At 72.4% G+C, this 23200-nt stretch carries 16 protein-coding genes; 7 read left to right on the top strand and 9 right to left on the bottom strand.

Annotation, left to right across the window (positions count from 1 at the left end; all coding sequences use genetic code 11):
• The first annotated feature begins 15 nt into the window (after window positions 1–15).
• The 7 genes from ACP7EY_RS15095 to ACP7EY_RS15065 all read left to right on the top strand — a co-directional run bounded on the left by ACP7EY_RS15095 (window position 16) and on the right by ACP7EY_RS15065 (window position 9451).
• Window positions 16–990: a protein kinase domain-containing protein gene (locus ACP7EY_RS15095; protein ID WP_426194954.1), complete on the top strand. Its 975-nt coding sequence runs from the start codon at window positions 16–18 to the stop codon at window positions 988–990.
• A complete protein-coding gene (locus ACP7EY_RS15090) occupies window positions 987–3404 on the top strand; it encodes an FtsW/RodA/SpoVE family cell cycle protein (protein ID WP_426194952.1) in 2418 nt (805 codons plus the stop codon). The genes ACP7EY_RS15095 and ACP7EY_RS15090 overlap by 4 nt, the downstream gene beginning before the upstream one ends.
• The gene (locus tag ACP7EY_RS15085; protein WP_426194951.1) at window positions 3374–4939 is read left to right on the top strand and encodes a hypothetical protein; all 1566 of its coding nucleotides are present in this window, start codon (window positions 3374–3376) and stop codon (window positions 4937–4939) included. The genes ACP7EY_RS15090 and ACP7EY_RS15085 overlap by 31 nt, the downstream gene beginning before the upstream one ends.
• Window positions 4940–4946: 7 nt before the next feature.
• Entirely contained in the window at window positions 4947–5411 is a 465-nt protein-coding gene (locus tag ACP7EY_RS15080; protein ID WP_426194950.1) for an SH3 domain-containing protein, read from the top strand.
• A 114-nt stretch (window positions 5412–5525) separates the two neighbouring features.
• A complete protein-coding gene (locus ACP7EY_RS15075; protein ID WP_426194949.1) occupies window positions 5526–6785 on the top strand; it encodes an MFS transporter in 1260 nt (419 codons plus the stop codon).
• A 66-nt stretch (window positions 6786–6851) separates the two neighbouring features.
• Window positions 6852–7823: a PP2C family protein-serine/threonine phosphatase gene (locus ACP7EY_RS15070; protein ID WP_426194948.1), complete on the top strand. Its 972-nt coding sequence runs from the start codon at window positions 6852–6854 to the stop codon at window positions 7821–7823.
• Between the two features lie 344 nt (window positions 7824–8167).
• On the top strand, window positions 8168–9451 hold the full coding sequence (locus ACP7EY_RS15065; RefSeq protein ID WP_426194947.1) for an FHA domain-containing protein: 1284 nt from the start codon (window positions 8168–8170) through the stop codon (window positions 9449–9451).
• A gap of 157 nt (window positions 9452–9608) precedes the next feature.
• Here ACP7EY_RS15065 and ACP7EY_RS15060 read toward each other — a convergent pair whose 3' ends face one another.
• The 9 genes from ACP7EY_RS15060 to ACP7EY_RS15020 all read right to left on the bottom strand — a co-directional run bounded on the left by ACP7EY_RS15060 (window position 9609) and on the right by ACP7EY_RS15020 (window position 23114).
• On the bottom strand, window positions 9609–10505 hold the full coding sequence (locus ACP7EY_RS15060; RefSeq protein ID WP_426194945.1) for a pirin family protein: 897 nt from the start codon (window positions 10503–10505) through the stop codon (window positions 9609–9611).
• Window positions 10506–10508: 3 nt separating this feature from the next.
• The gene (locus ACP7EY_RS15055; protein WP_426194943.1) at window positions 10509–10907 is read right to left on the bottom strand and encodes an OsmC family protein; all 399 of its coding nucleotides are present in this window, start codon (window positions 10905–10907) and stop codon (window positions 10509–10511) included.
• Window positions 10908–10967: 60 nt separating this feature from the next.
• Window positions 10968–13286: a bifunctional serine/threonine-protein kinase/formylglycine-generating enzyme family protein gene (locus ACP7EY_RS15050; protein ID WP_426194941.1), complete on the bottom strand. Its 2319-nt coding sequence runs from the start codon at window positions 13284–13286 to the stop codon at window positions 10968–10970.
• 9 nt (window positions 13287–13295) lie between these two features.
• Entirely contained in the window at window positions 13296–15449 is a 2154-nt protein-coding gene (locus ACP7EY_RS15045; RefSeq protein WP_426194939.1) for a hypothetical protein, read from the bottom strand.
• A gap of 142 nt (window positions 15450–15591) precedes the next feature.
• Window positions 15592–16623 (bottom strand): hypothetical protein, encoded by a 1032-nt coding sequence (locus ACP7EY_RS15040; RefSeq protein ID WP_426194937.1) that lies wholly within the window; start codon window positions 16621–16623, stop codon window positions 15592–15594.
• Window positions 16620–17714: a hypothetical protein gene (locus tag ACP7EY_RS15035; protein WP_426194935.1), complete on the bottom strand. Its 1095-nt coding sequence runs from the start codon at window positions 17712–17714 to the stop codon at window positions 16620–16622. Before ACP7EY_RS15035 ends, ACP7EY_RS15040 begins: the two co-directional genes overlap by 4 nt.
• On the bottom strand, window positions 17711–18319 hold the full coding sequence (locus ACP7EY_RS15030; RefSeq protein WP_426194933.1) for a hypothetical protein: 609 nt from the start codon (window positions 18317–18319) through the stop codon (window positions 17711–17713). The genes ACP7EY_RS15035 and ACP7EY_RS15030 overlap by 4 nt, the downstream gene beginning before the upstream one ends.
• Window positions 18320–18332: 13 nt before the next feature.
• Complete coding sequence (locus tag ACP7EY_RS15025) at window positions 18333–19604, bottom strand: hypothetical protein (RefSeq protein ID WP_426194932.1); 1272 nt, start codon at window positions 19602–19604, stop codon at window positions 18333–18335.
• 81 nt (window positions 19605–19685) lie between these two features.
• The gene (locus tag ACP7EY_RS15020; RefSeq protein WP_426194930.1) at window positions 19686–23114 is read right to left on the bottom strand and encodes a penicillin-binding transpeptidase domain-containing protein; all 3429 of its coding nucleotides are present in this window, start codon (window positions 23112–23114) and stop codon (window positions 19686–19688) included.
• Window positions 23115–23200: the final 86 nt, after the last annotated feature.

Raw genomic sequence — 23200 nt, 5'->3', positions numbered from 1 at the left:
CGACGGGGGAGCGCAATGCTGGAAGCAGGGATGGTCGTCACGCTGGACCGGCACAGCTATCGGCTCGACGCGCCGCTGGCAGGGTCCGCGTACGGTCTGGTGTGGCGCGCCGACACGCTGCCGGTTGGACGCCAGGTGGCGCTCAAGTTCGTCAACCGGGCGCAGATGGACCAGGCGGCGCCGTCCCAGCGCCAGCGCTGGACCGATGGCGCCACCGACGAAGCGGCGTTTCTGCGCCAGCTGGCGCCATGGGACGCCCGCCACCTCGTGCGCCTGCTCGACAGCGGCAGCCACGCCGGCCTGCCCGCGCTGGCGCTGGAACTGCTCGAGGGCGACGTGGGCGCCTGGGTGGCGCGCCGCCGCGCGGCTGGCCAGGCAGCCGACGTGGCCCAGGCGTTCGACTGGATCGGCCAGGTCAACCAGGCGCTGGCCAAGGTGCACCAGTACGGCCGCCGCCACCTCGACCTGAAACCGTCAAACCTGCTGCTGAGCGACGGCGGCGCCATCGTCAAGCTGGCCGATTTCGGCACCAGCCGCGCGCTGGCCGACCACGCCCCCCACGTCTATGCGGGCACCCCCAACTGGCAGGCGCCGGAACAGCTGTTCGGTACCGGGCCGGCCGCGACCCACGCCGATCCCGCCATCTACGTCACCAGCGCCGCCACCGATTATTTCGCCCTGGGCGCCCTGCTCTACTACCTCGTCAGCGGCGGCGCGATGCTGGCGTTTTGCCGCCTGGCGGCGCAGGCGCACCGCGACGGTCAGGGCGGCGATGCCCTGCCGCCCACCTTGGGCGCCGACGAGGCGGACCGGTTCGCGCAGTGCTGCGAACAGGGCCTGGGCACGCGTGCCAGCGGCGAGGCGGCGCTGGCGCTGTTGCGCGCCCTGCTGGCGCGCGATCCGGCGGCGCGGCCCCGGCACGCGCTGGCCATCGGCCGCATGCTGGCGGCGGTGCGCGCAGCCGACGCCGTCAGCTGGAGCCTGGCGTGAGGACGCGCCTGCACTGGCATCGTCGCTGGCAGCCGGGCTGGCGCGGCGCGCTGGCGGTGCTGCTGGCGCTGCTGTTCGCCCTGCAGTTGCTGGCGCTGGCACGCAGCCCGGCGCTGGCCGCGCCCGAGCGCATCGCCATCAGCCTGGCGCCGGGCCAGCGCATCACCGTGGGCGAGGCGGAACTGGCCGCGCCCCAGGCCGACCGCGCCCACCTGGCCTTGCGCCGCGACGGCGCCGGGCGCTGGTGGGCGGCCAACGCCAGCGCGGGCAAGCAGCTGATCGTGCGGCGCGACGGCGTCGACCAGCGCAGCGGCGCCAGCGCGCTCGCCGCCGGGCAGTCGTTTCAGATCGGCGCGGCCCGCTTCAGTGTCACTGCCGCCGATAGCGCGTCGGTGACACTGAACGGCCCGGGCGGGCCGTGGCGCTACGACGGCGCCCGCCTGCTGCGCGCCGGCGTGCCCCAGATCGCTTGCCCGGACGCCCCGCTGGCCGCGCACCTGGTCGCGTGGTGGAACCGGCTGGCGCCATCGGCGCTGTCGATCGGGCGCCCGCTGTCCTTCGGCGGCAACCTGTACTGCGGCAACCGCCTCGGCATCGCCGGCGTGGAGCCGAACGCCGCCACGCTGGCGGCGGGCCGGGGCGCCTTGCTGCTCAGCGGCGCGGCCAGCGTGCTGGCCGCCGGTGAGGCCGCGGACAGCGGCGGCGCCGAACTGGCGCGCCAGGAAGAATCGCTCGACGGCGTGAGCGCCCTGGTGGCCGGCCACACCCGCTTCGCCGTGCAGCAGGGCGGCGCCGTGCTCGAACTGCGCCCGCTGGCCCACGTGGCGCTGTATGGCGGGCCCGCCGCCGCCGCCGCCGGCGCCGCCCTGCCGCCCCAGGTGCTGTGGCGCTGGCGCGCGCGTGCGCTGTGGGCGCTGCCGGCCGGGCCGGCGTGGACGCTGGCCGCCGCCCTGACGGCGGCCATGCTGGCCTGGCTGGCACTGGCGTGGCAAGGGGGACGCTGGCCGTATATTGTTGGTAGCAGCGGTGGTAGCAGCGGTGGCAGCAGCGCCGGCGCCAGCGCGCTGCTGGCCATCGCCGGCCTGTGCGCCCTGCAACTGCAGCGTGCCGGCACCCCGCCCGGGGCCGGCGTGTCGCTGCTGCTCGGTGGCGCCGCGCTGGCCAGCGTGCTGCTGGTGCGGGGCCGGCTGCAACTGGCCAGCGCCGCCGCCGTGCTGTTGCTGGGGCTGGGCCTGCTGGCACAACTGGACATGGGCCTGGCGGCGCTGGAGTCGTCCTGGCTGCGCCATTACCAGAAGAGCTGCGCCTTGCTGGCCATCGGACTGGGCGTGGGCACGCACCTGCGCCTGCGCTGGCGCGGCCGCCCGGGCCTGCTCAGCCAGGGCCGCCTCGAAGCCCTGCTGGCGCTGCTGGCCGGGACCGCCCTGTGCGCGCTGGCCGCGCAGGTGGCGTTCGGCGACGAAACGGGGGTGTTCGACCTGCAGCCGGTGGAGCTGGCCAAGCTGGCCCTGTGCGCGCTGGCCGCCCACTGCCTGGCCGTCGGCATGGGCTGGCACCAGGCGCTGCCGGCCTACGGGCCCGCCTTGCTGCGCTGGGGCCGGCTGGCCGCGCCGGCGCTGCTGTTTGCCTTCCTGCTGGCGCTGGCGCTGCTGGAAGTGGACGACTATTCGCCGCTGATCCTGCTGCTGGTATGGACCACGGCGATGGCCTTCGCCTACGCGGTGGCCACGCGAAGCCGGTGGGCGATGGTGGCGGTCGCCAGCGTGGCGCTGGCCGCGGCCGCGGCGATCGCCACGCTGCGCCTGGCCGGCGCCGGCGCCGTGGCCAGCTGGAGCTTTTATGCCGACCGTTTCCTGGTCTGGCTCGACCCGGCCAGCCATCCGCACACGGGCCAGCAGTTGCTGCAGGGCGCGCGCGCCATCGCCGACGGCGCCTGGTGGGGCGCCGACGGCATGCTGGGCCTGGCCAGCCTGGGCCAGGGCGCCGGCGCCGCCTTGCGCATTGCGCAGGTGCAGGACGACTTCGCGCCCGCGTTTTTCCTGTACCGGCACGGCCTGGCCGCAGGCCTGGTCCTGTGGCTGCTGCAGGCGCTGTTCGTGACGGGGGTGCTGCAAGTGGCGGCCCGCGCCCACGCCCACGCGCGCGCGGCGGGCGACTTCCGCCAGGCCTGGCTGGGACGCTTCTGCTGCTTCGCCCTGTGCGGCGGCGCCGCCTTCGTGCTGGGCCACCTGCTGCTGTCGTGGGGCACCAACCTGGCGATCTTTCCCGTCATGGGCCAGCCCATGAGTTTTCTGTCGGCCGGCGGCAGCCACCTGCTGTTTTTCATCTGCCCCCTGCTAGCGTTCACTGCGATCAGCGCGCAAACTTTCGAGGAGATGCAATCATGCCGGTCTATGTCCAACACGAAGCGCTAGGCAAGGTGCCCGATGTGTTCAATGCGGAAGCGCTGTGGCAGGCGCCCGGCCTGGCCCTGTTTGCCCGCCGGCCCCTGCTGCGCGACCTGCTCGAGCGCTCGCCGCGCGAACAGCGGGGGCGCGCCGCCACCCGCTGCTTTTCCCACGTCACCCTGCTGCTGCCCCAGGACGACGTCGACGACGACCGCCACCTGACCCGCGGCGCCCGCGTACGCGACCTGGCCGCCTCGCTGGCAGCGCTGCACCAGAAAGACTTCGGCGACCTGCTGGGCGAGGACCAGGTACGCTACGACGTGGTCGGCGCCGACACGCTCGAAGCAGGCCAGGTCGAGGTGCGCTTCGGCCACGCCGTCTACCTGCCGGCGGCCGATGAGCCGGTGCTCTACCGCATCGCCACGTCGACCGACTCGGCGATCTGGCACAGCGGCGCGCCGATCCACCGCGACCAGCGCCTGGCGCTGGTGGCCGGCGCCGGCGCGGCCACGGTCCTGCTGATCAACGACGCTCCCGAGACGGCGCTGGAAGTGCAGGTGCGGCCGAAAAATGCCTTCGAATGCCAGTACGATGCGCTGGGCGGCTACTATGTGATCCGCTCCAGGCCGGGACTGGCGCCGGGCGAGCCCGTGCGGCTGCTGCTGAAAGTGACGCGCGTGGGCTCGCCGGCCATGGCGCCGGTGACGGCGCCCGCCCAGGCCCTGGCAAAAAGCGCCGCCGTCTGGAAAACCCGTGCCCGCGTCGACACGGCGCCGCCGCAGGCGGCGGCCGAGCGCACGGCGCTGCCCGCCAGCGTGGCGCTGCCCGGTAGCGTCAACCCTGCCATCGCCCCTGCCGACGCCCCCGGCGCCGACAGCGGCATCGACGCTACCTACGCGCCGCTGGCCCGCCAGCGCGTGAGCCTGGCCGCGCTGGCGCTGCCGCGCCTGTCGCGCTACCGCGACACCGGCGCAGTTTCTCTCGAGATCGGCTTCGACGAGCAGCTGGCGCCGGCCGCCGCCGGGGTCGAGCCGGTGATCAGTTTCGCCGTCGACGCCGCCGACGAACTGGTCGCACTCACCCGCGCCGGCCGCGAGCGCGTCAACGCGCCGGCCAGTTTCACGCCCGTCGACGGCGCCAGCATTCGCCTCGCCAGCGTGGCCGCGCCGATGGCCGAGCGCTATCGGGCGCTGCTGGTATTGCCGGCGCGCCCGGCCAGCGCCGGCGTGGCCGTGCCGCCCGGCGCCCGCTTCGTGTTCGGCCGCGGCGCGCCCATGCTGGCCGGCCTGCGCGTGCTCGACGGCGCGCGCTTCGTGCACCATGCCGCTGGCGCCGCCGACGCCGACGCCAGTGCCGACCGCATCGGCCTGTCGCGCACCGCCTTCAGTTTCGAAGCGACCGCCAGCGGCTACCAGATCGGCCGGCTGTCGCCCACCCAGGCCCTGTATCACCTCGACGAGCAGCTCGAGTTCGTCGCCGCGCTGGCCGGCGACGGCCCCTACCTGCTGCCACCCGGCCATCACCTGGTGGCCGGCCACTACGTGCTGCGCTTCGACGCCTGAGACGATCATGGCCTACCTGTGCGGCGCCTACGCCGCGGCCCTGCTGCTGACGCTGGCGCTGGCCGCCCTCCTGACCCCGGCGCGCTGGTGGCGCCGGCCCAACGTGCGCGCGCTGACCGTGCTGGCGGCCGGCACCTGGGGCATCGGCAGCGTGCTGCTGGCGCTGGCGCCCGAGCCGGCGGCGGCCGCGGCGCACGCGCCGGCCACGCCGGTGCTGCCCTCCCCACCCGTGCAAGCGGCGCCACCGCCGGCGCAGTACCTGGTGTTCGAAGACCTCAACCTGCGCGCCGCCCCCGGCGTCCACGCGCGCCGGCTGGCGCTGGTGCCGGCCGGCGCCAGCGTGGCCGCCACCGGCAGGCGCAGCGGCGACTGGTGGGAGGTGCGCGCCACGCTGGGCCAGCGCCAGCTTGACGGCTGGGTCAGCAGCTTGTGGCTGCGGCGCGCCGAGGAAGCCCGCGGCCAGCGCCATTGATGACAAGCCGGCATGGCGCCCATACAACGGCGGGCACGACTTCTTACCGTTCTTTATAAATAATTCCCGCAAGCATTGACCGCTGGCGGCGCTGCGCCGTAGACTGGCCTGACCATGTCCAAAGACAGCGTCTCCCTGCCCCTGCCCGCGCCGCCGCTTCCCCTGCGCCGGAAGGTGCCCTTGACGCAGCCCTTGCGCCACGCCCGCTACCGCCGCCTGTGGACGGCCAACCTGGTGTCGAACCTGGGCACCTGGATCCAGACCTTTGCCTCGGCCTGGCTGATCGCCTCGATGGCGCACAGCGCCTCGACCACCTCGCTCGTGCAGACCGCCAGTTACGTGCCGATCTTCCTGTTCGCCCTGTGCGCGGGGGTGGTGGCGGACGCCGTCGACCGGCCCAAATTCCTGTTTTATTGCAATCTTTTCATGGCCCTGTGCGCCTGCACCCTGGCCGCGCTGGTGCTCACCGGCCACGTCTCGACCAGTCCCGTGCTGGCGCTGACGTTTTGCCTGGGCGCCGGTTCGGCCTTCATGTGGCCGGCCTGGCAGGCGGCGATGTCGAGCCTGGTCGAACCCGATGAGCTGGAAGCGGCCGCCACCCTCAACAATCTGAGCTACAACGTCGCCGCCGTGATCGGGCCCGCGCTCGGTGGCGTGCTGTTCAGCTGGATCGGTCCCGGCGCCCTGTTTTTCGCCAATGCCGTCTCCTTCATCGGCCTGCTTACGGTGTACTGGTCGTGGTGGAAGGAGCGCACCCCGGCGCCGCGTGCCGGCGGCACCTTCATCGACAGCCTGAAAGCAGGCCTGGCGTGCGCCTTTGGCTGCAGCCGCTACCGCAACATCCTGCTCAACGTCTGCACCGTGTTCTTCGCCACCATCGCCTTCGCCAGCCTGCTGCCCGTGTTCGTGCGCGACGTGCTGCACATGAACTCAAGCGTGTTCGGCACCCTGATGGGCAGCCTGGGCTGCGGCGCTGTGCTGGCCGCCTTCATGCTGCCCAGCCTGCGTTGCCGCTACGACCGCCGCAGCCTGCTGACGGTGGCGCTGCTGGTCTACGGCAGCATGCTCATCGCCATGGCGGTGGTGCGCTCGCTGCCCATCCTGCTCTCGCTGGTCGTGTGCGGCGGCATGGCCTGGTCGGCCATCGTCTCGACCCTCAACGCCGCCGCCCAGTCCTCGTTTCCGCCCCACATCCGGGCGCGCACCCTGTCGATCTACCTGTTCGTCATGGCCGGCGGCTACACCGCCGGCAGCCTGGTGTGGGGCCGCCTCGCCGACCGCTTCGGCGTGCAGGCGGCGTTCGCCGTGGCCGGCGCCTGCGTCATCGTCAATGCCGTCGCCCTGGCCGTCGCCAAGCGGGAAAAGCCGCTCTGATCGAGGCTTGGACGGCGCGCTTTTCTTGGTAAGCTGTCGTATCGCCAGCCCAGCCCCCCGTTCCCGATGCTTGTTTGCCCACCCCTGGATTTTGACCAGCGCTACGATATCGCCGCCGCCACCAGCGTCGGTCTCGGCGGCGAAGGCGGCGCCCGCCTGGAAAACCAGGACAATTTTCTGCTCATCGACGGCGCCGGCCGCGCCGTCTTCGTGGAAAACCAGCAATTGCACGAGGTGCAACTCGACGACTGGCCGCCGGGCCATGTGCGCATCGCCGTGCTCGACGGCATGGGCGGCCACGGCCACGGCCGCGAGGCGGCCGAAGCGGTCGTCGCAGCCTTGCTGGGCATGCCCGCCTGTGACCACCTGCTCACCTTGTCGGCCTGGCTCGATGGCATGCATGGCCGCCTGCAGGCCGGTTTTGCCGCCCACGGCCACGCCAGCGCCGCGCTGCGCCGGCCCGGCACCACGCTCACGCTGCTGGAAATCGCGCCCGGCGCGGCGCCCCTGCTGTACCACGTGGGCGACTCGCGCCTGTATGAAATCAGCGGGCGGCAGATCGCCCCCCTGACGGTCGATCACGTGCCGGCCACCGCGTACGCGATGACGGGCGTGCTGCAAGCGGAGCAATGGTGGCAACAAGTGCACGGCGAGCACCGCCCGCAGATTGCCCAGGCCTTCTTGCTCGGCAACGCTTTCGCCGACCCGGCGGCGCTCGACGACGCCCTGTTCCCCCTCACCGGCGAGCGCTTGCCCCCGTTCCTGCGCCACCTGCCCGACCGCCGCGCGCTGGCCTTGCGCGCCGACGCCACCTATGTGCTGGCCACCGACGGCTTCTGGTCGTGCACGGCGCCGCGGCCCTGGGTCGACAGCTGGCCGGCGTTGCTGGCCCGCCACAGCGACGCGGATGCCATGCTGGCCGCCCTGTTCGACGCCCTGGCGATGCTGCCGGCCGATAGCTTGCACGTCGACAATTTGACGGCGATCATCATCCGCCCGCTGCCACGGCGCGACAGTGGCAAAGCGACGGTCGCCTGAAAATGAATTAATTCCCTACGGCAAACTGTTACACTCTGTACGTATGACTTTTACCGACATTGCCCGCGTCAAGGGTATGCTGGCCGAACCACGGATTTTAATCAGCCGCCATGAACAAGTGCAGTAACGTCGACCATCCGCATTGCACACTCTGGGTTTTGCCCGGGGATGCACAGTGCGCGGCCGGCCATGGACAGAGCGCGCCACCGAGCAGTTTCGATCTGCTCAGCGCGGCGCGCGCAGGGCGACCGCTGAGTGCCGTCGGCACGGCCGCGGCCATTGGTGTTGCTGTCGCACAACAGACAGCGCCCGCTGTCGCGGTTTTACAACGTCCACACTTGCACGTGAGCGGTTTTGATCCGCGCGCCGCCGGGGGCCGCCAGGCCATCAAGGTCGAGCTGCGCGGCATGCCGGCCACGGCGGCGCCTTTGGTGACGATGCGCCTGCGCTCGGCGCTGATCGCGCAGGGGGCCTCGGCGCACCGCTTCGAGCGCACCACGCGGGGCGACTGGCGCCCCGTGTTCGTCGAATTTTCCTCGCGCGACAAGGAACACGGGCAATATCAGATCGATGTCGAACTGGGCGGCGTGGAGCCGGGCCAGGCGCCACGGCGCTGGGCCTGCACCATGCTGCTGCTGGTGCCGCGCGCCGACGCCAGCCTCACCGACATCCACCAGGCCTTCCTGGCCACCCACAAGAATGTGCGGGTGATCGCCGACGACGCCTCGATCGCCAGGGTCAACAGCAATACCGGTGGCGGCCGCCTCGACATTGACGTGCTGGCCCGCAACGCCTCGATTGCCCAGCTCAATCTCGATGGGGGCGGCAAGATCGACCTGGGCTGCTCGAGCATTGCCTGGGACGAAGACCTGATCGAAATCGACGTCCCCGCCGAGCGCGCGCCCCACCCTTTCCCCAGCGCCGCTGCCTGCCTGGTCAACGCCGCCCCCGACAGCGGCGCCCAGCGCCAGATCCGCCTGTTCGGCATGAAACAGTGCGTGCTGGGCCGCTGGGAACAATACGATCCCGCGGCCGACATGCTGCTGGCCCACTATGGCGAAACGGGCCAGGACAACGGCGGCCTGACCCGGCGTCTGTCGGGCCGCCACGCGCTGATACGGCGCGGCGAGCGGGGTTTTGAAATCGAGGACGTGTCGCGCTACGGCATCCTGCTCGACGGCGTCTGGCCCGGCAAGCACCAGCCGGTGCCGCTGCGGCTGGGCATGAAAATCGCGCTCACCGCCAGCATCAAGGGCGTCGTCACGCTCAACGTCAGCGCCCTGCTCCCGCACGGCGTGATCCTGCACCGCCTCGACGAAGGCGAATTTGCCGAGTGTTTTTATGTGCTCGAGCCGGACCGCCATCCCGGCTTTCCCTTGCCCGCCTGTGCGCGCGAGCCGCGCGCGGCCACCATGCCGCTGCTGTTTCACCGCGACGGCGGCTTCTGGCACCTCGATGCCGTCACCGGCGTCGAAACGGCGCTGACCCCGGCCGTGCCGCTCGAACGGCTCAGCCCCTTCCAGCGCCAGGTGCGCTTTGCCGCCGAGCCCTACCCGGAGTCGTGGATCATCCGCACGGCCGAAGGCACGCTGCAGCAGGCGCTCAGCGACGCGCTGCACACGGCATAAACAGCCCTCAACCGGGCGCCAGCACCAGAAATATCAGCGAAAACCCCGCCAGCATTGCTGCCAGCAAGGCAAACACGGTGGCGGGGATCTGCAGCTTCGGCGGGATCTGCATGGCGACTCCTTCACAAGAACCTGGTACGCCCCATGCAGGGCATCGCTACGGATCCTGACGTGGCCGCTGGGGCAGCGTGATGAACTCGGTTTCGCCCGGCACCATGGCAAACCGCTGCTGTTCCCAGTCGTCGGCCGCCTGCGCCAGGCGCTCCTTGCTCGACGACACAAAATTCCAGAAAATATAGCGATGGCCGTCAAGCGGGGCGCCGCCTATCACCACCAATTTTACGCCGCTGGCCGACGACAGCAGCGCACCGCTGGCCGACTCCCCTGGCGGTGCCAGCACCGCCATCAGGTCCGGCGCCAGCACCACGCCGTCGATGGCCAGTTCGCCGGCCACCACGTAGATGGCGGCCTGCTCGGGCAACGCGCTCAGCCGCAACTGCGCACCGGCCTTGAGCGTAATATCAAGGTACAGCGTTTCGGAAAAGGTGGGCACGGGAGAGTGCACGCCAAAGGCGCTGCCGATCAGCACGCGCACGAGCGCGCCGTCGAAACGCACTTCGGGAATCGCGCTCGCCGGCGTGTGGCTGAACGAGGCGGGCGCTTCTTCGTGCGCGCGCGGCAGCGCCGCCCACAGTTGCAGGCCGTGGCTGCGGCGCGGCTTGCCCACCAGGTCGGCCGGGGTGCGTTCGGAATGAACGATGCCGCTGCCGGCCGTCATCCAGTTGACCGCGCCCGGTTCGATGCGGGCCACCGTGCCGAGACTGTCGCGGTGCATCATCGCCCCTTCGTACAGATAGGTCACGGTGGCCAGGCCGATGTGGGGATGGGGCCGCACGTCGTGATTGGCGTCGGGTTCGGCATCGATGGGGCCGAAATGGTCGAAAAAGATGAACGGGCCGACTGCCTGCATGGCCGCCGATGGCAGCAGGCGGCGCACGACAAAGCCGCCGCCCAGGTCTTTTTGGTGGGCCTTGAGGAGATGTTCGATCGTCATGGTCTAGCCTAACTCGGTGGTGATTTCGGTGGTGACGGCCGTCATCAGCTTGTGCACGGGGCACTTGGCGGCAACCGCCAGCAGTTCGTCGCGCTGGGCCGCGCTCAAGTCGCCGCCCAGGTGCAGCGTGACGGCCAGTTTGTAGACACCCTGGCGCTCGCCGCTGTCGTCGCGCACCAGCGTGACGTCGACGTCGGTCAGGGGGATGGCCTTGCGCCGCGCGTACCACGCCACGGTGAGCGCCTTGCACGAGGCCAGCGCGGCGTCGTACAGATCGTGCGGCGACGGGCCGTCGTCGTTGCCGCCCTCGGCGAGGCTGCCATCGACCACCAGCGCATGGCGGCCAATTTGAACGTTGTGGCGCAGCGCTTGCGACAGGTCGCGTTTGACGGTAAGAGTCATGGAGTGCTTTCAGGGTTCGGTCAAAAAAATCCGCCAGCCAGGCCCGTCCTGGGCTGGCAACTACAGCAGCTCGCGGGTCAGGCGAAAGCCGATGATGCCATTGCTGCGGGCGGCCGAAAAGCCGTTGCGCAGGCTCGATCTGAGATAACGGGGATTGTACAGCCACGAGCCGCCCCGCAAAATTCGGCGGCCCGCATCGCCGCCCTCCTCCCAGGCCCGCCCCGTGTTGGGCGCGCCCTCGTAATTGTCGTGCACCACGTCCTGCACCCACTCCCACACATTGCCGTGCATATCGTACAGGCCCCACTGGTTCGGCGCGAACTGGTCGACCGGCGTGGTGCCCTTGCGGTAGAGCCCCTTCGGGCTGTCGTTGTAGCTGTAGTTGCCGTCATAGTTGGCCAGGTCGGTGCTGATGCTGTCGCCGAAGCTGAAGGCGCTGCGGGTGCCGGCGCGGCAGGCGTATTCCCATTCGGCCTCGCTGGGCAGGCGATAGCGCTGGCCGGTGACGGCCGACAGCCACAGGGCGTAGGCCACCGCGTCGTTCCAGCTCACCCCCACCACCGGGTGATCGTCGGCCTGGCGAAAGCCCGGCTCGGTCCAGTTGAATTCGGCCGGCGCCTGCCAGCCGGTGGCCGCCACGTACTGGCGCCACTGGCCGACGGTGATGGGAAAGCGGCCCATGGCGATGGGCTTTTCGATGCCGACCCAATGCTGCGGCGTTTCGCGTTCGACCCACGATTGCTGCGAGCCCGCTTCCATCGCCTTCTTGCGCTCGTGCTCGGGCGAGCCCATCTGAAAGCGCCCCGTCGGAATCAGGACCAGGTCGGGCGCCACCCCCGAGCCGTCGAGAAAGCGGTCTCGCAGCACCCCTTCGCTGTCGGCCACCGGGCTGGCCGCGGTCGGCAGCAACGCCGCCAGTTCGGCCTGCACCCGCTCGGCCACTTCGGCGCGGGCGCGCTGCTGCTCCTGGCGGTAAGCGGCCGCCGCGCGCGCCTGCAGGGCGCGCCGCTGGGCCTCCTCTTTTTCGATGCGGGCGGCGGCCGCGTCGAGCGCGCGGCGCTCGAGCAATTGCTGGCGCAGCGCCTCCTTGCGTTCGCTGCGGGCGGCGTCGGCCAGCAGGCGTTCGGCCTTTTCCTTTTCGCGCCGCTCGCGGTTGGCCTGCTGCTGGGCAGCGGCCGCCTCGAGCTTGCGCTGCGCCTGCTGTTGCTGATACTGCTGCTGGCGCAGTTGCTCGCGCTGCAGCACGACGGCCGCCTCGGCCGCTTCGGCCGCCGCGCTGGCGGCGCGCTCGGCGTCGTTCGAGGCCTGCGCGCGGCGCGCGGCGGCCGCGAGCGCCTCGTCCCGGCCGGCCGCCGACGGCGCCTCGCCGCGCAGTTGCGCCAGCAGGGCCGCCACGCTGGCCGGGCGCGCGGCCGGATTGATGGCAAAGCCGGCCTGCAGCACGCGCCACTGGACGTCGCTCAGTTCGTGCGGGCGGGCCGGCGCCGCGCCCGCCGGCAGCACCGCGCGCGCGCCCTCGAAGGGCAGGCGCCCTTCGAGCATCTGGTACAGCATCACCGCCACCGCGTAGACGTCCAGCGCCGGCGAGGGCTTGCGTTGGTGTACGCCGGCCTCGGGCGCGCGGTAGCCGGCGGTCCCGGAATTGGCCGGCGCCTCCAGGCCAATGCTGCTGGCCGACGAGCGCGCGCGCGCGGCGATGCCGAAGTCGAGCAGCTTGATGTCACCCGTGGTGGTGACGAATACATTGCCCGGCTTGATGTCGCGGTGGACCAGGTGGTGCTTGCCCCAGGCGTAGCCGAGCGCGCTGGCGACCGGCTCGAGCATGCCCAGCGCGCGTGCCAGCGGCAGCCGCGTTTCGCGCGCCAGCAGGCTGTCGAGATCCTCGCCCTCGAGGCATTCCATGATCAGGAAATAGCTGCCGGTGGCAGGGTCCTGGGCCCATTCATAGACACGCACGATGTGCTCGTGCGCCAGGCGGCGCGCCTGGGTCGCTTCTTCCAGCAGCAGCCTGGCGTGGGTGGCGCTGAGGGTCAGCTGGGGCGGCAGGATCTTCACGGCCACGCAGGCGCTGTGGCCCAGTTCCGCATGGGTGGCCAGGTCGATCGCCTGCCACACCTGGCCCATGCCGCCCTGGGCGATCAGGCGATCGAGCCGGTAGCGGCGGTTCTGCGGGCCGATTTCCTGGCCCACCATCAGACCGATCTCGGTGCCCTGGCGCACCGCCCCGGCGCCCATCGGCGGCGCATAGGCGGCGTCGAGGATGGCGTTGCGGCGGCTGTCGAACTCCTGCTGGCTTAACAGGCCGTCTTCGTGCAGCGCGCGCAGTTCGCGCAGCTTGTCACGGGCGCTGGGCAAGGGGTTCGGCGGTGGCATCGTCATCGTGGCGCGTCAGGCTCCGGTGGCGGCGCCGCAGCGCGAGCAGAAGCGCTCGCCCGCCCTGACCGGGTGCCCGCTCGGGCAGGTGGGCGGCGCCACCGCCGCTGCGCCCTGCCCCGCGCCCTGCACCAGGCCCACCCCCAGCGATGCCTGCGACGTCAGCGCCGTCTTGTTGACGTCGTTCTGCAGCTTGAGCAGCTCGAGCTGGTGCTGGCGGTCCTTGTCGACTTCGCGTTCGCGCCGTTCGCGCTCGCGCTCTTCGCGCCCGTCGGCCAGCCGCATGGCCTCGGACGGGGTGACGCTGTGGGTGGCGCCCACCACCCCGGCCAGTGCCGCCAGCTGCTGGGCGCTCATGCCCGCGTGCACCTGGGTTTTCAGGTAGTCGGCCAGGGCCGCCGCGTTGGGACCGGCCGCCAGCGCCAGCTTGGCCGTGTCGCTCATGGCGCCCAGGCTGTCGGCACGGGCGATGTCGATGCGGGCCAGGTCGGCCTCGTGGGCCAGTTCGGCAAAGCGCGCCTCGCGCTCGGCGCCCAGCAGGCGCAAGTGCTGCTGCCACTGCGCTTCCTGGGTCTGCAGGCTTTGCTGGTGGCGCGCCTGTTCGAGCGCCAGCACGCGCTGGTCGGCGTTGCGGCTGTGCAGGTCGTCGGCGGCGATGGTGCGCAGCAGTTTTTCGTGCTGGCTCAGCGCATCGGCGGCGCCACTGGCGCGCGCCAGTTCGCGCTGGCGGTCCTGGGCCAGCTGGTCTTCCCACTCCTGCACCCGCTGCGCCTCGCGCTGGTGGGCGGCGTTGACCAGCGCCAGCGCCTGGTGGCGGGCGCGGTGCTGCTCGTGCTCGATGTCGGCCTGGCGCCGCGCCACCGCCTGCCCCGCCTCGTTCAGACGGGCCAGCTCGGCGCGCTTGCGCGTTTCGTCCTCGAGCAGCAAGGCCTGCTCGACCTTGTTGCCGATCTGCTGCTGCAGCAGGCGGTGCGAAAAACGCTGCTGCGCCAGCTGGCGGCTTTCCAGCGCCTGCTGTTGCGACAGTTCGAGCTCAGTGCGCATGCGGATCTGGGCGATGTGGCGCAAGTGCGCCCAGTCGGCGGCGGCGTCGCCGCGCGCGGCGTTTTTCTGCGCCACCTCGTGTTCGAGTTCGGCCAGCACGTCGCCGGCGCCGGCGGCGATCGCCTGCTGGCGGTTTTTCGCTTCGACGATGCGCGAGTACAGTTCGATTTCGCGCGCCCGCACCGCCTGCAGCCGCTCGCTGCTCTGCAGGGACAGTTCGGCCTTCTCGACGGCGTCGTCCTGGGCCAGCTCGGCGCGCCGGTACTGCAGGCGGCTGTCACGCTCGGCGCGGCGGATTTTCTGCCACTCGGCGTCGTCATACAGGGCGTCGAGATGGCCGGCATGTTCGAGTTCGACGTTCTTTTCGTCGGCCAGCAGCCACAGGCTGCCGATGCGGGCGCGGTGGGCGTCGAACTTGTCGTGCCGGAGGCTGAGCGTGTCGACCTGCACCACCGCCAGCCCGTACAGGGCCAGCCGCTGCTTGAGGCCACCTTGCAGGCGCTCGTCGAGCTGCACGCGCAGGTCGGGGTTGCGCGTCATGTCGCGCAGTGACTGGCCGGCGATGAATTCGGCGGCCAGCTGGCGCACCGACGGCGCCAGCAGCTCGGCCAGCTGGGCGCTCGAAACGGTGCCCGGCATGGTCATGAAGTGGCGGGCGAAGGCCGGTACCTGCTCGATCTGCACGCTCACCGACAGCTGCGCCGACAGCGCCAGGTGTTCGGCGCTGGCCAGGTCGTCGAAGCTGAACGAGACGACGACGGGGGTGCTGCGGGTGATCAGGATTTCCGCGTGGTCGTCGCGCAGCAGGTTGTTCAGGCGGCTGAAAAAGCCCTCGATTTCGTACTCGCCCTGCGGCACCTCGGTGGCCTGGCCGCCCTGCAGAATGTAGGCGCGGGTGGTGGCCGGCACGCGCAGCGTCTTGACGAACAGGCCCGCCAAGGCCTGCACGCCGAAGAACACCGCCAGTTCATCGGGCCCGGCGATCCAGCGATTGTCGACCAGCACGGGCGCGTTGCGCGCTGCGCCCAGCAGCAGGCCGCAGGCGCCGCAATAGGCGGCGGCGCCGGCATTCTTGTGCTCACAGCGGGGGCACCTGGCGCCGCCCAAACCAAACATCTGCAACATACTGATACTCCCGGTTCATCAATGCGGCCTGCGCCCGCGTGGGCGCCTGGTCCTGGTGGGCGTGTTGCTGTTTGCCCTTGCTTGCCACCACCCGCCGGGCGCCGCCATTCGATTCTAGCAGGGCGGCGGCGCGGCGGTTTTTTCAAATCATGCCGATGCGCGCGACGCAGGCGATGCTGGCCCCGCGCGCCGCCAGTGCTTCGCGCAATCCGTCCGGCAAAGCCCCCTCCCAGGCGGCCGGTACCAGCAGGCGGTCGCCCGCCACCGCCTGCGCCAGCATCAGCGCCAGCTTCGGCTCGCGCGCCTCGACGCTGTCGACGCGGCCGGCCTGCCAGTCGGCCGAGCAGCCGCTGGCGAGAATCCGCCCGACCGGCACGCACTCGCGTCCGCGCGCGAGCCGGTCGGCCATCACCGCCGCCAGTTCCCACGAGGTACCCTGGAACTGGGTCGTCTCGAAACGCACCACGCTGCGCCAGCGGCCCACGCCGTGCGCGTCGAAGCGGCGCGCTGCCGCCAGCGCCGCGCGCACCGCGCTCTGCCCCAGCAAGTCCAGGCCCGGCACGCCGATGCTGTCCTCCTCTTCGCCCGCGGCGGCCCCGGCCCCGGCATCGAGCGGATAGACGCTCACCTCGACCCAGCACAGGCGGTCGTTGATGCCGCCGCTATGCAGGGGAAACCAGGTGCGCGCGCTCGACACGGCGCTCGCCTGGTCGGGGCGTCCCGTCAGCATGCCCAGGTGGGCCAGGCCGGCGGCCCCACCCAGCACGGCGCCGGGCGGCAGCTGGTCGATCAGTGCCGGCGCCAGCTGGTGGCCGTCGATGCGGCCCAGCTGCCATTGATCGGACCAGCCGTTCGCCAGCACCGGCCCCAGCGGTTGATACACGCCGCGCACCATGCGGTCGGCCAGCACCGCGGCCAGTTCCCAGTCACGCTCGCCGGCGGCGGGCGTGGCGTCGAAACTGAGCACCACCTGGTCGCGGCTGTCGAAGCGCGCTTCCGTGTGGCGCGCCAGCCGCAGCACCTGCGAGAGCCGTTCGGCCAGCGCGGGCGCGCCTGCCACGCTGCACTTGATGTCGGCGCGGTTGGCGCGCGCCCGGCGCGTGGCCGTCACCGTCAGCACGGCGCCGTCGGCGAGCAGGCTGCGCGTTTGCGCCGAAACGGGCAGCGTCGTCATGGCGCCGCCATGACGTGAACGTCGGCGCCGCCGTCGACGTCGCGGCGGCCGTCAAGGTCCGCTTCCAGATTGGCGACGATGCGGCCGGCGTCGTCGAACAGGGCGGCAAGGTCCGCTGCCTCGCCCGCCTCGCCCTGCAGGCGGGCCAGCAGCGCCCACAGCTCGTCGAGCGCTTCGCAGGCGCGCCGCGCGTGGGCCGCGCGCCTGCCCTGCCTGGACGGATCGAGCACCGCGCCGGGCGCGGCCAGCGCCAGCGCCGGCATGGTGCCTACCTGCAGGCTGGCCAGGTCGAGCCGGCGCAGCAGCGACTGGTGATGGGCAAACAGCTGCTGCCCGCGCGGCAGCACTGCCACCCGCAAGGCGCACATCTGGCAGGGCAACTCGAGGAACAGGCGGCGCAGGGCCTGCGCGTCCGCCAGCGCCGGCGCCGGCGCAGTAGCGGGCGGCGCCGGCGTGGGCGCGGGCGCGCTGGCCAGCTGCGCCGGCAGCGCCTGCGTGCTGGCCGCGCGCGCGCGCAACTGGGCGGCGTAATCGACCTGTCCGGCCAGGTCCACCGGCAGGCATTCGTCGACCGTCACGCCCAGGCGCAGGTACAGCAGCCGGTTCAGCCCCGCCCGGAACAGGTTCCATTCGGCCAGCGTGACGCATGGCGGCAACGCCAGGTTGCCCTGGGCCAGCTCGCGTTGCACCGCCGTTTCGATGGCCACAAAAAAATCGGCCGCCGTCAGCACCGTCACCCGGCCCTGCACCTCGCTGGCCAGGTACAGGTCGAAGCGCTGCTGGTGCGCGTGCGGGTCCGGTGCGTCGATCACGAAACACAGGCGCAGGCCGATTTCCGGGGCCGCGGCGAACGGGCGCAGTTGCATCCGGTACGGCCCCGGGCGGAACAGCCAGGCCGTCTCGCCGGGGCCGGCGACGACGCGGGCGCCGGCGGCGAGGCGGCGCGTGCGGCCCTGCGGGTCGATCACCAGGGCCGTGCAGCCGCCCGGCTGGGCGCTGCCGGACGCCACCATCATCGCCAGCGCGCGCTCGCCCAGCGCCGAGGTGTCGACCGGCGCGGCGCGCAGCGTGCGCCTGAACAGGCCGATCATGGGTGGCCGCTGGCCAGGCTGACGGCGAAGCCGGCGCCGTGGCGCTGCAGGCGCGGCGCCGGATCTTCGTCGAACGGCCAGGCCTGCTCGCATTCGCCGTCGCGGTCGAGCGCCCCCTGCAGGATCATGGCGCCGGCGCCATCGCGCACTTCCAGCACGGCGCCGCCAGCGAGCAGGCGGGCGGCGAACGGCGCGCCGGCGTCGAGCTTGAGCACCACCTGCCAGTGGCCGTCCTGGGCCAGGAAATGCAGCGCCCAGTGGCGGTCGTCCGTTTCCACCGTGATCAGCGCGGCGCCGCTGTCGGCCGCGCGCAGCAGGCCGACGCTGGCGTGCCAGCCGGCGCCGGGCACAGTGCGGCTCGCCGCGCGCGCGCTCAGCGCCAGTTGGCGGAAACGGCGCAGCGTCAGCGGCGAGGCGGCCAGCGCGGCCAGTTCGCCGGCGCTGAGGGGACCACTGCCGTCGATGGCCGCGCGCAGGACGGCGTCATCGAGCAGCAGGTAGTCGCCCGCCACGCGCGGCGCCAGCAGCGCGGCCGCCGCCAGCCGGCGCTCGCGCGCCGCCCTGGCTGTCGCTGCCGCAGTGTCGTTCGTCGGTTTGTTCACCATGCTCTCCTGTTCCTCATTGCGCCAGATTGACCAAGATGCCCGCGCCCCCGGCCGGCGCGAGCGCGCCAAGGGCGGCGATGGCGGCGTCCCTGCGTTTGCGCAGGGTCGGCAGCGAGACGGCCTCGCGCGCCGCCAGCTGCGCCATGGTGGGCAGTTCGCCGCTGGCCCCGTCGAGCCATTCGGCCGGGTAGCAATCGTCGAAAGGCCCCATCAGTTTAAGGTATACCGCCAGCCGCACCGGCATCGACCAGGCTGCCATCGCCAGCGCCGCCCGGCTGGCGCCGTCGTGGCCCTGGCCCGCTTGCCACATATAGCCGGGGGGCGCTGAAACGACGACCGACCCGGCCCCGGTCCCGGCCTCGTGCGCGCCGTCCTGCGCCGGCGCCAGGGTCCGATCCGGCCCGCAGCGCGCCGCCGCCGCCGACTCGTCGATGACCCTGGCCAGATCGTCCAGCCAGAGACCGGCGTCGGCGGCGTCCTGGGCCCAGCTGCTGTCGCGGTTGGCCGACAGTTCTTCGTAGTCGCCGATCTCGCGCAGCATGGCGCCGATCTTGTCCGGGCTCTGCTTCAGGCTGGCGAAGCGCTTCGAGCGCGTGTGCAGGGGCCCGGCGGCGCCCGTGAACGCCTCGCGCGAGGCGCTCCAGGCGATCACCCAGGCCCCCTGGCACTGGCCGATCGACTTCATCTGCCGCACCTCGATGGGCGCGGCAACGGTGCTGACGGGGCGTCCCAGGATGGCAGCGAGCTGGTCGGGCAACTGGCGCCAGCTGTCGAACAGGCGGGCGATGTCGGCGTAGGCGGTATCGAGCATGCGGTAGGCGTACATGCGGTTGGCGCTGCACGGCCGGCCGCAGGCGACGACGTAATTGTCGGCATCGACCTTGTCGCGCAGGACCGCGTACATGTCGTTGAATTTCTTGCGCAGGATCGCTTCGCCGCCCGCTTGCCGCCAGAATGGCCCCAGCCGCGCATGTTCGCCCGCCACCGCGGCGGCGAACGCCTGCCAGTCGGCGGGCCGGGCGCGCAACTCGAACAGCAGGCCGAGCGCCAGTTCCAGCACACTCTCGCCGTAGCTGTTGCCGTCGGCCGTCGCGCGCGGCAGGCGGCGGCCGGCGCGCAAGGCGGCGGCGGTGGCGTCGACGTAGTCATCGAGACGGGCATCGAGGCCGCCGCCGAGACCGGCCTCGAGCATTTCATGGGCGCACGCCTCCAGCGAACACTGCCCCAGCAGTTTTCGCACCTGTTCCCAGCCGTGTTCCTGATACCGTGTTCCCGGCAGGCGCATACCTTCCCCGTTCGCGTACCACCATGGCAAGCAGGGAAATGATGCCACAGCCGGGCAGCGCGCCAGAGCTTCGTCAGGCCCCTATTTACCCCTCTGTTCGGCTTTCGCCACGATCTGCGGGCCGGCCGCGTTGGCCGACATCGCCGCCAGCACGGCGGCCACCAGCGGCGCGGCGTGTTCGCCGCCGCTGCCGGCCGAGTGGCTCACGAACGCCGCCAGCGCCAGCCGGTGGCGCTGGCCCGGCAGGCTGCCCGGCTCGAGCCAGCCGGTGAACCAGACGGTGGCCTGATCGCCGCTGCCGGTGGGCGCGGTGCCGGTCTTGCCGGACAAGCCGCGCCGCACCCGCGTCAGGCGCGCGTCGCCGAAAGCGCCGGCGGCGGTGCCGACGTCGACCACGCCCTTCATGCCGGCGCGGATGCGCTCGAGCCGCACCCCCACCGGCGTGGCGACGGCCGGCGCGGCGGCGCGGCCGTCCAGGCTTTGCAGCAGGCGCGGGGCGACGATGCTGCCCTGGCCGACGGCGGCCGCGGCCAGCGCCATCTGCAGCGGCGTCACCTGCATGCGCAGGCCGATGGCCATCTGGCGCAGTTCGTGGCGGCTGTGCACCGGGTCGATCTGCGCGGCGCTGGCCTGCAGCGCGTCCCAGCGTCCCCACTGAAAGTCGGCTGGCAACAGGCCGCCGTCGAGCCGCATGGGGCTGCCGAAGCCCAGCCGGCGCGCCATGCCGACGATCGGCCGCACGGCGTCGAGCGCGCCCGGCTCAAGCGCCTGGACGTCCGGCACGCCGCCGTCGGCGCGGCCGAACAGGCTGCGGTCGGACAGCTCGGCGGTCCAGGCAAACCAGCTATTGAGGCTGTAGGTGAGCGCCTGCGCCATCCCGAGCCGGCCGTCGACGGCGCGCCGGTCCAGGTCCAGTCCCTTGTAATTGGTGACGTGCGCGGCGCCCGGCGTGGTCGGATAGACGGCCGCCCCGGTCTGAAAGGCGAAGCCGCGCCGGCGTGCCTGCTCATTGATCGACGCCAGCGGCAGGCCGCCCAGCAAGGCGTCGATGCGGGCGTCATCCTTCGCCGCCTGCTCCAGCCCCAGCGCGGTGATCACCTTGAAGGTCGAGCCGGGACTGGCATGGGCGCCGCCGTCGTGCTGCAGGGCGGGCAGACGCAGCGGGCTGCGGGCCGGGTCGCTGCGGTCGAAATCGCGCACTTCACGCCAGTTGGCGTCGTTCACGGGGGCGCCGCCGGCGCCGGCGGCGGCCAGGATCTCGCCCGTCTCGGCGTCGACGATCACCATGCCGGCGTGACGGCCCGCGGGCGGCGCCTGGCCGCCCGCGCAAACGGCGCCCGCGCCGTGCAGGCGACCGGCGCGCATGCCGATGCAGGCGACGGCGCGGTCGGTGGCCGCCTGCAAGGCCAGGTCGATGGTCAGGCGGGCGCGGTGGCCGCCGGTGGAGGACGAGGACGAGGGCGATGGCGATGGCAGGCGGCCCAGCATGCCGGCGATGCCGGCATCGTGCTGGGCGTGCACGCCCAGCAGCGTGGCCAGGCCGGCGGTGACGGCAGCGGCGGTGGGCGCGCCGTCACGCCACAGGGGCGCGCCGTTGCGGTCTTCCAGCAACGGCGGGGCGGCTGGCGCATCGGCCAGCGACCGCCCCGCCGCGCCGGGCGCTGGCGCCGGCGGCAGCGGCAGCGGCAGCGACAGCCAGGCAAGCTGGCCGGCGACCACCCGCAAGTGGCGGTACTGCTGGTCGCCCGGCAGTGCCAGCGCCGCCATGTCGAGCGGCGTCACCGCCAGTGACACGCTGCGCGCGCCCGGCAGCGGCTCGAGCACCAGCAACTGGGCGGCATCGGCTGCTGGACAGGCGCGGCCGTCGCACACGTCCTGGCGCCGGCGCACGGTGGCGCCGGCGATGGCGCCGGCGCGGCCGATCAGCATCAGGCGCACGCTGCGGCCCGCGCGCGCCGGCTGGGCCAGGATCAGGCGCAGCCGCACCACGGCTTCGCCGGCGTCGGCGGCAGGCGAAGCTGAAACCGGCCAGCTGTCGACGCGCCGCCAGTCCTGCCAGCCCTGGCCGACGGATGCGAACAGCCGCGTCGCCGACGCCGGCATGGCCGCCGTCAGGCCGGCGCGCGCGCCACCGACGCTGACCTGCCACTGGCCGTCGGCGCTGCCGCTGGCGTCGGCGCCGGCACCCGTGGCCAGCGGCAGGCGCCAGGCCAGCAGGCGCCGCTCGCCGTTAAAAACGCGCACCTGCTCGCGCACATAGGCGCCGTCGGCCATCCGGTAGAGCCGCTTGAGCAGCTTGATGGCGCCGTCGTCGAGCACCACCCGGTCCCAGCTGGCCAGCGCGCTGGCACGCGCCGCTGCCGGCGCGGCACGCCACAGCGGCAGGTCGCGCGGCGCCAGTTCGGCCAGCCCGGCACTGTCCAGGCGCGCCATGCCGCGCGCGCGCAACTGCTCGAACAGGAACTGGTCTTCGAGGCGAGACGGGAGCAGCGACGGCACCTGGTAGCGCCCCGCCGCCAGCGCGCGCGAGACGAGCGCGCCGTCCGCGCCGTAGGCGCTCACCAGGCCACGGCCGCTGCCGGCGCCGGCGCCGGCGCGCACCACCTGCAGCATGAGCTGCCCGGCCGCGCAGCCGGCGCTGCGCTGGCGCTGGACGTGAATGGCCGCGTCCGGCCGCCACACCAGCCAGCCGTCGGTGCCAAGTGCAACATCGCCGCGTTCGCCCGCGCGCCGGCGCTGGCCCGCATTGTCAGCCGCGCCGGCCGCGCCGGCCTCGCCCGCATCGCCCGCATCGCCCACCCAGGCCGTCGCCGCCGGCGCGTCCTGCCAGCGCAGGCGCAGGGGCGCGGCGGCGCCCAGCGCGTGGCCGGTAATTTCCATCTTCGGCAGTGTGGCGTCGCCACCGAGCGCGACGGCGCGCAGGCCAGGTGCGGCGCCGTCGCCGACCCAGCGGGAAAGCGCGGCGAAGTCGTAGCCGATCCGCAGCGGCACCAGCGCGCCGGCGCCAGCGCCGTGCTCACGCATCTGCTGGCACAGGTCGACGCGCACGGGCGGCGCGGCGACGCTGCCGGCGCCGAGCACGAGCACGCTGGCCGCGCCGTGGCGCTCGATGGCGATGGCGCCGTCAGCCGGCACGGTCAGCGCGGCGCCCGGCACGAGCGCCTGCAATTGCGGCAGCGGGCGCGGCGCGGCCGTCGGCTCGACCGCGGCAGTGGGCGTGGACGTGGATGTGGACGTGGATGTGGATGTGGCAACGGCAGCGGCAGCGGCCAGCGCCTGTGCGTGGCGCACGATGACGACAGCGCCGGCGGCGGCCGCCAGCATCCCGGCCCCGGCAATGATGGCGGCCGCGCCAGGCGCTCGCCAGCGTCCCGCCATGGCGCGCATGGCGCCGGTCACGACATCGCCGCGCGCGGCCGGCGGCGCCGCCGCGCCCAGGTTGCGGCGGCGCCGCCACGCCACCCTGCGCGCGTCGACTGCCTGCAACACGCTACGGATCGAGTCAGCCATAGTATCCTGTACGGCCCGGCTCTGGCGGGCCAGTCAATTGAAGGGGAACAGCAAGCCGGCAGTACCCCTGCAAGGCCCGCAGGACC

The organism is Massilia sp. DWR3-1-1 (genome assembly GCF_049898325.1).
In the GTDB taxonomy this organism is placed as follows: domain Bacteria; phylum Pseudomonadota; class Gammaproteobacteria; order Burkholderiales; family Burkholderiaceae_D; genus JAFCUW01.
This window is presented reverse-complemented; position numbering and strand designations above follow the sequence as displayed.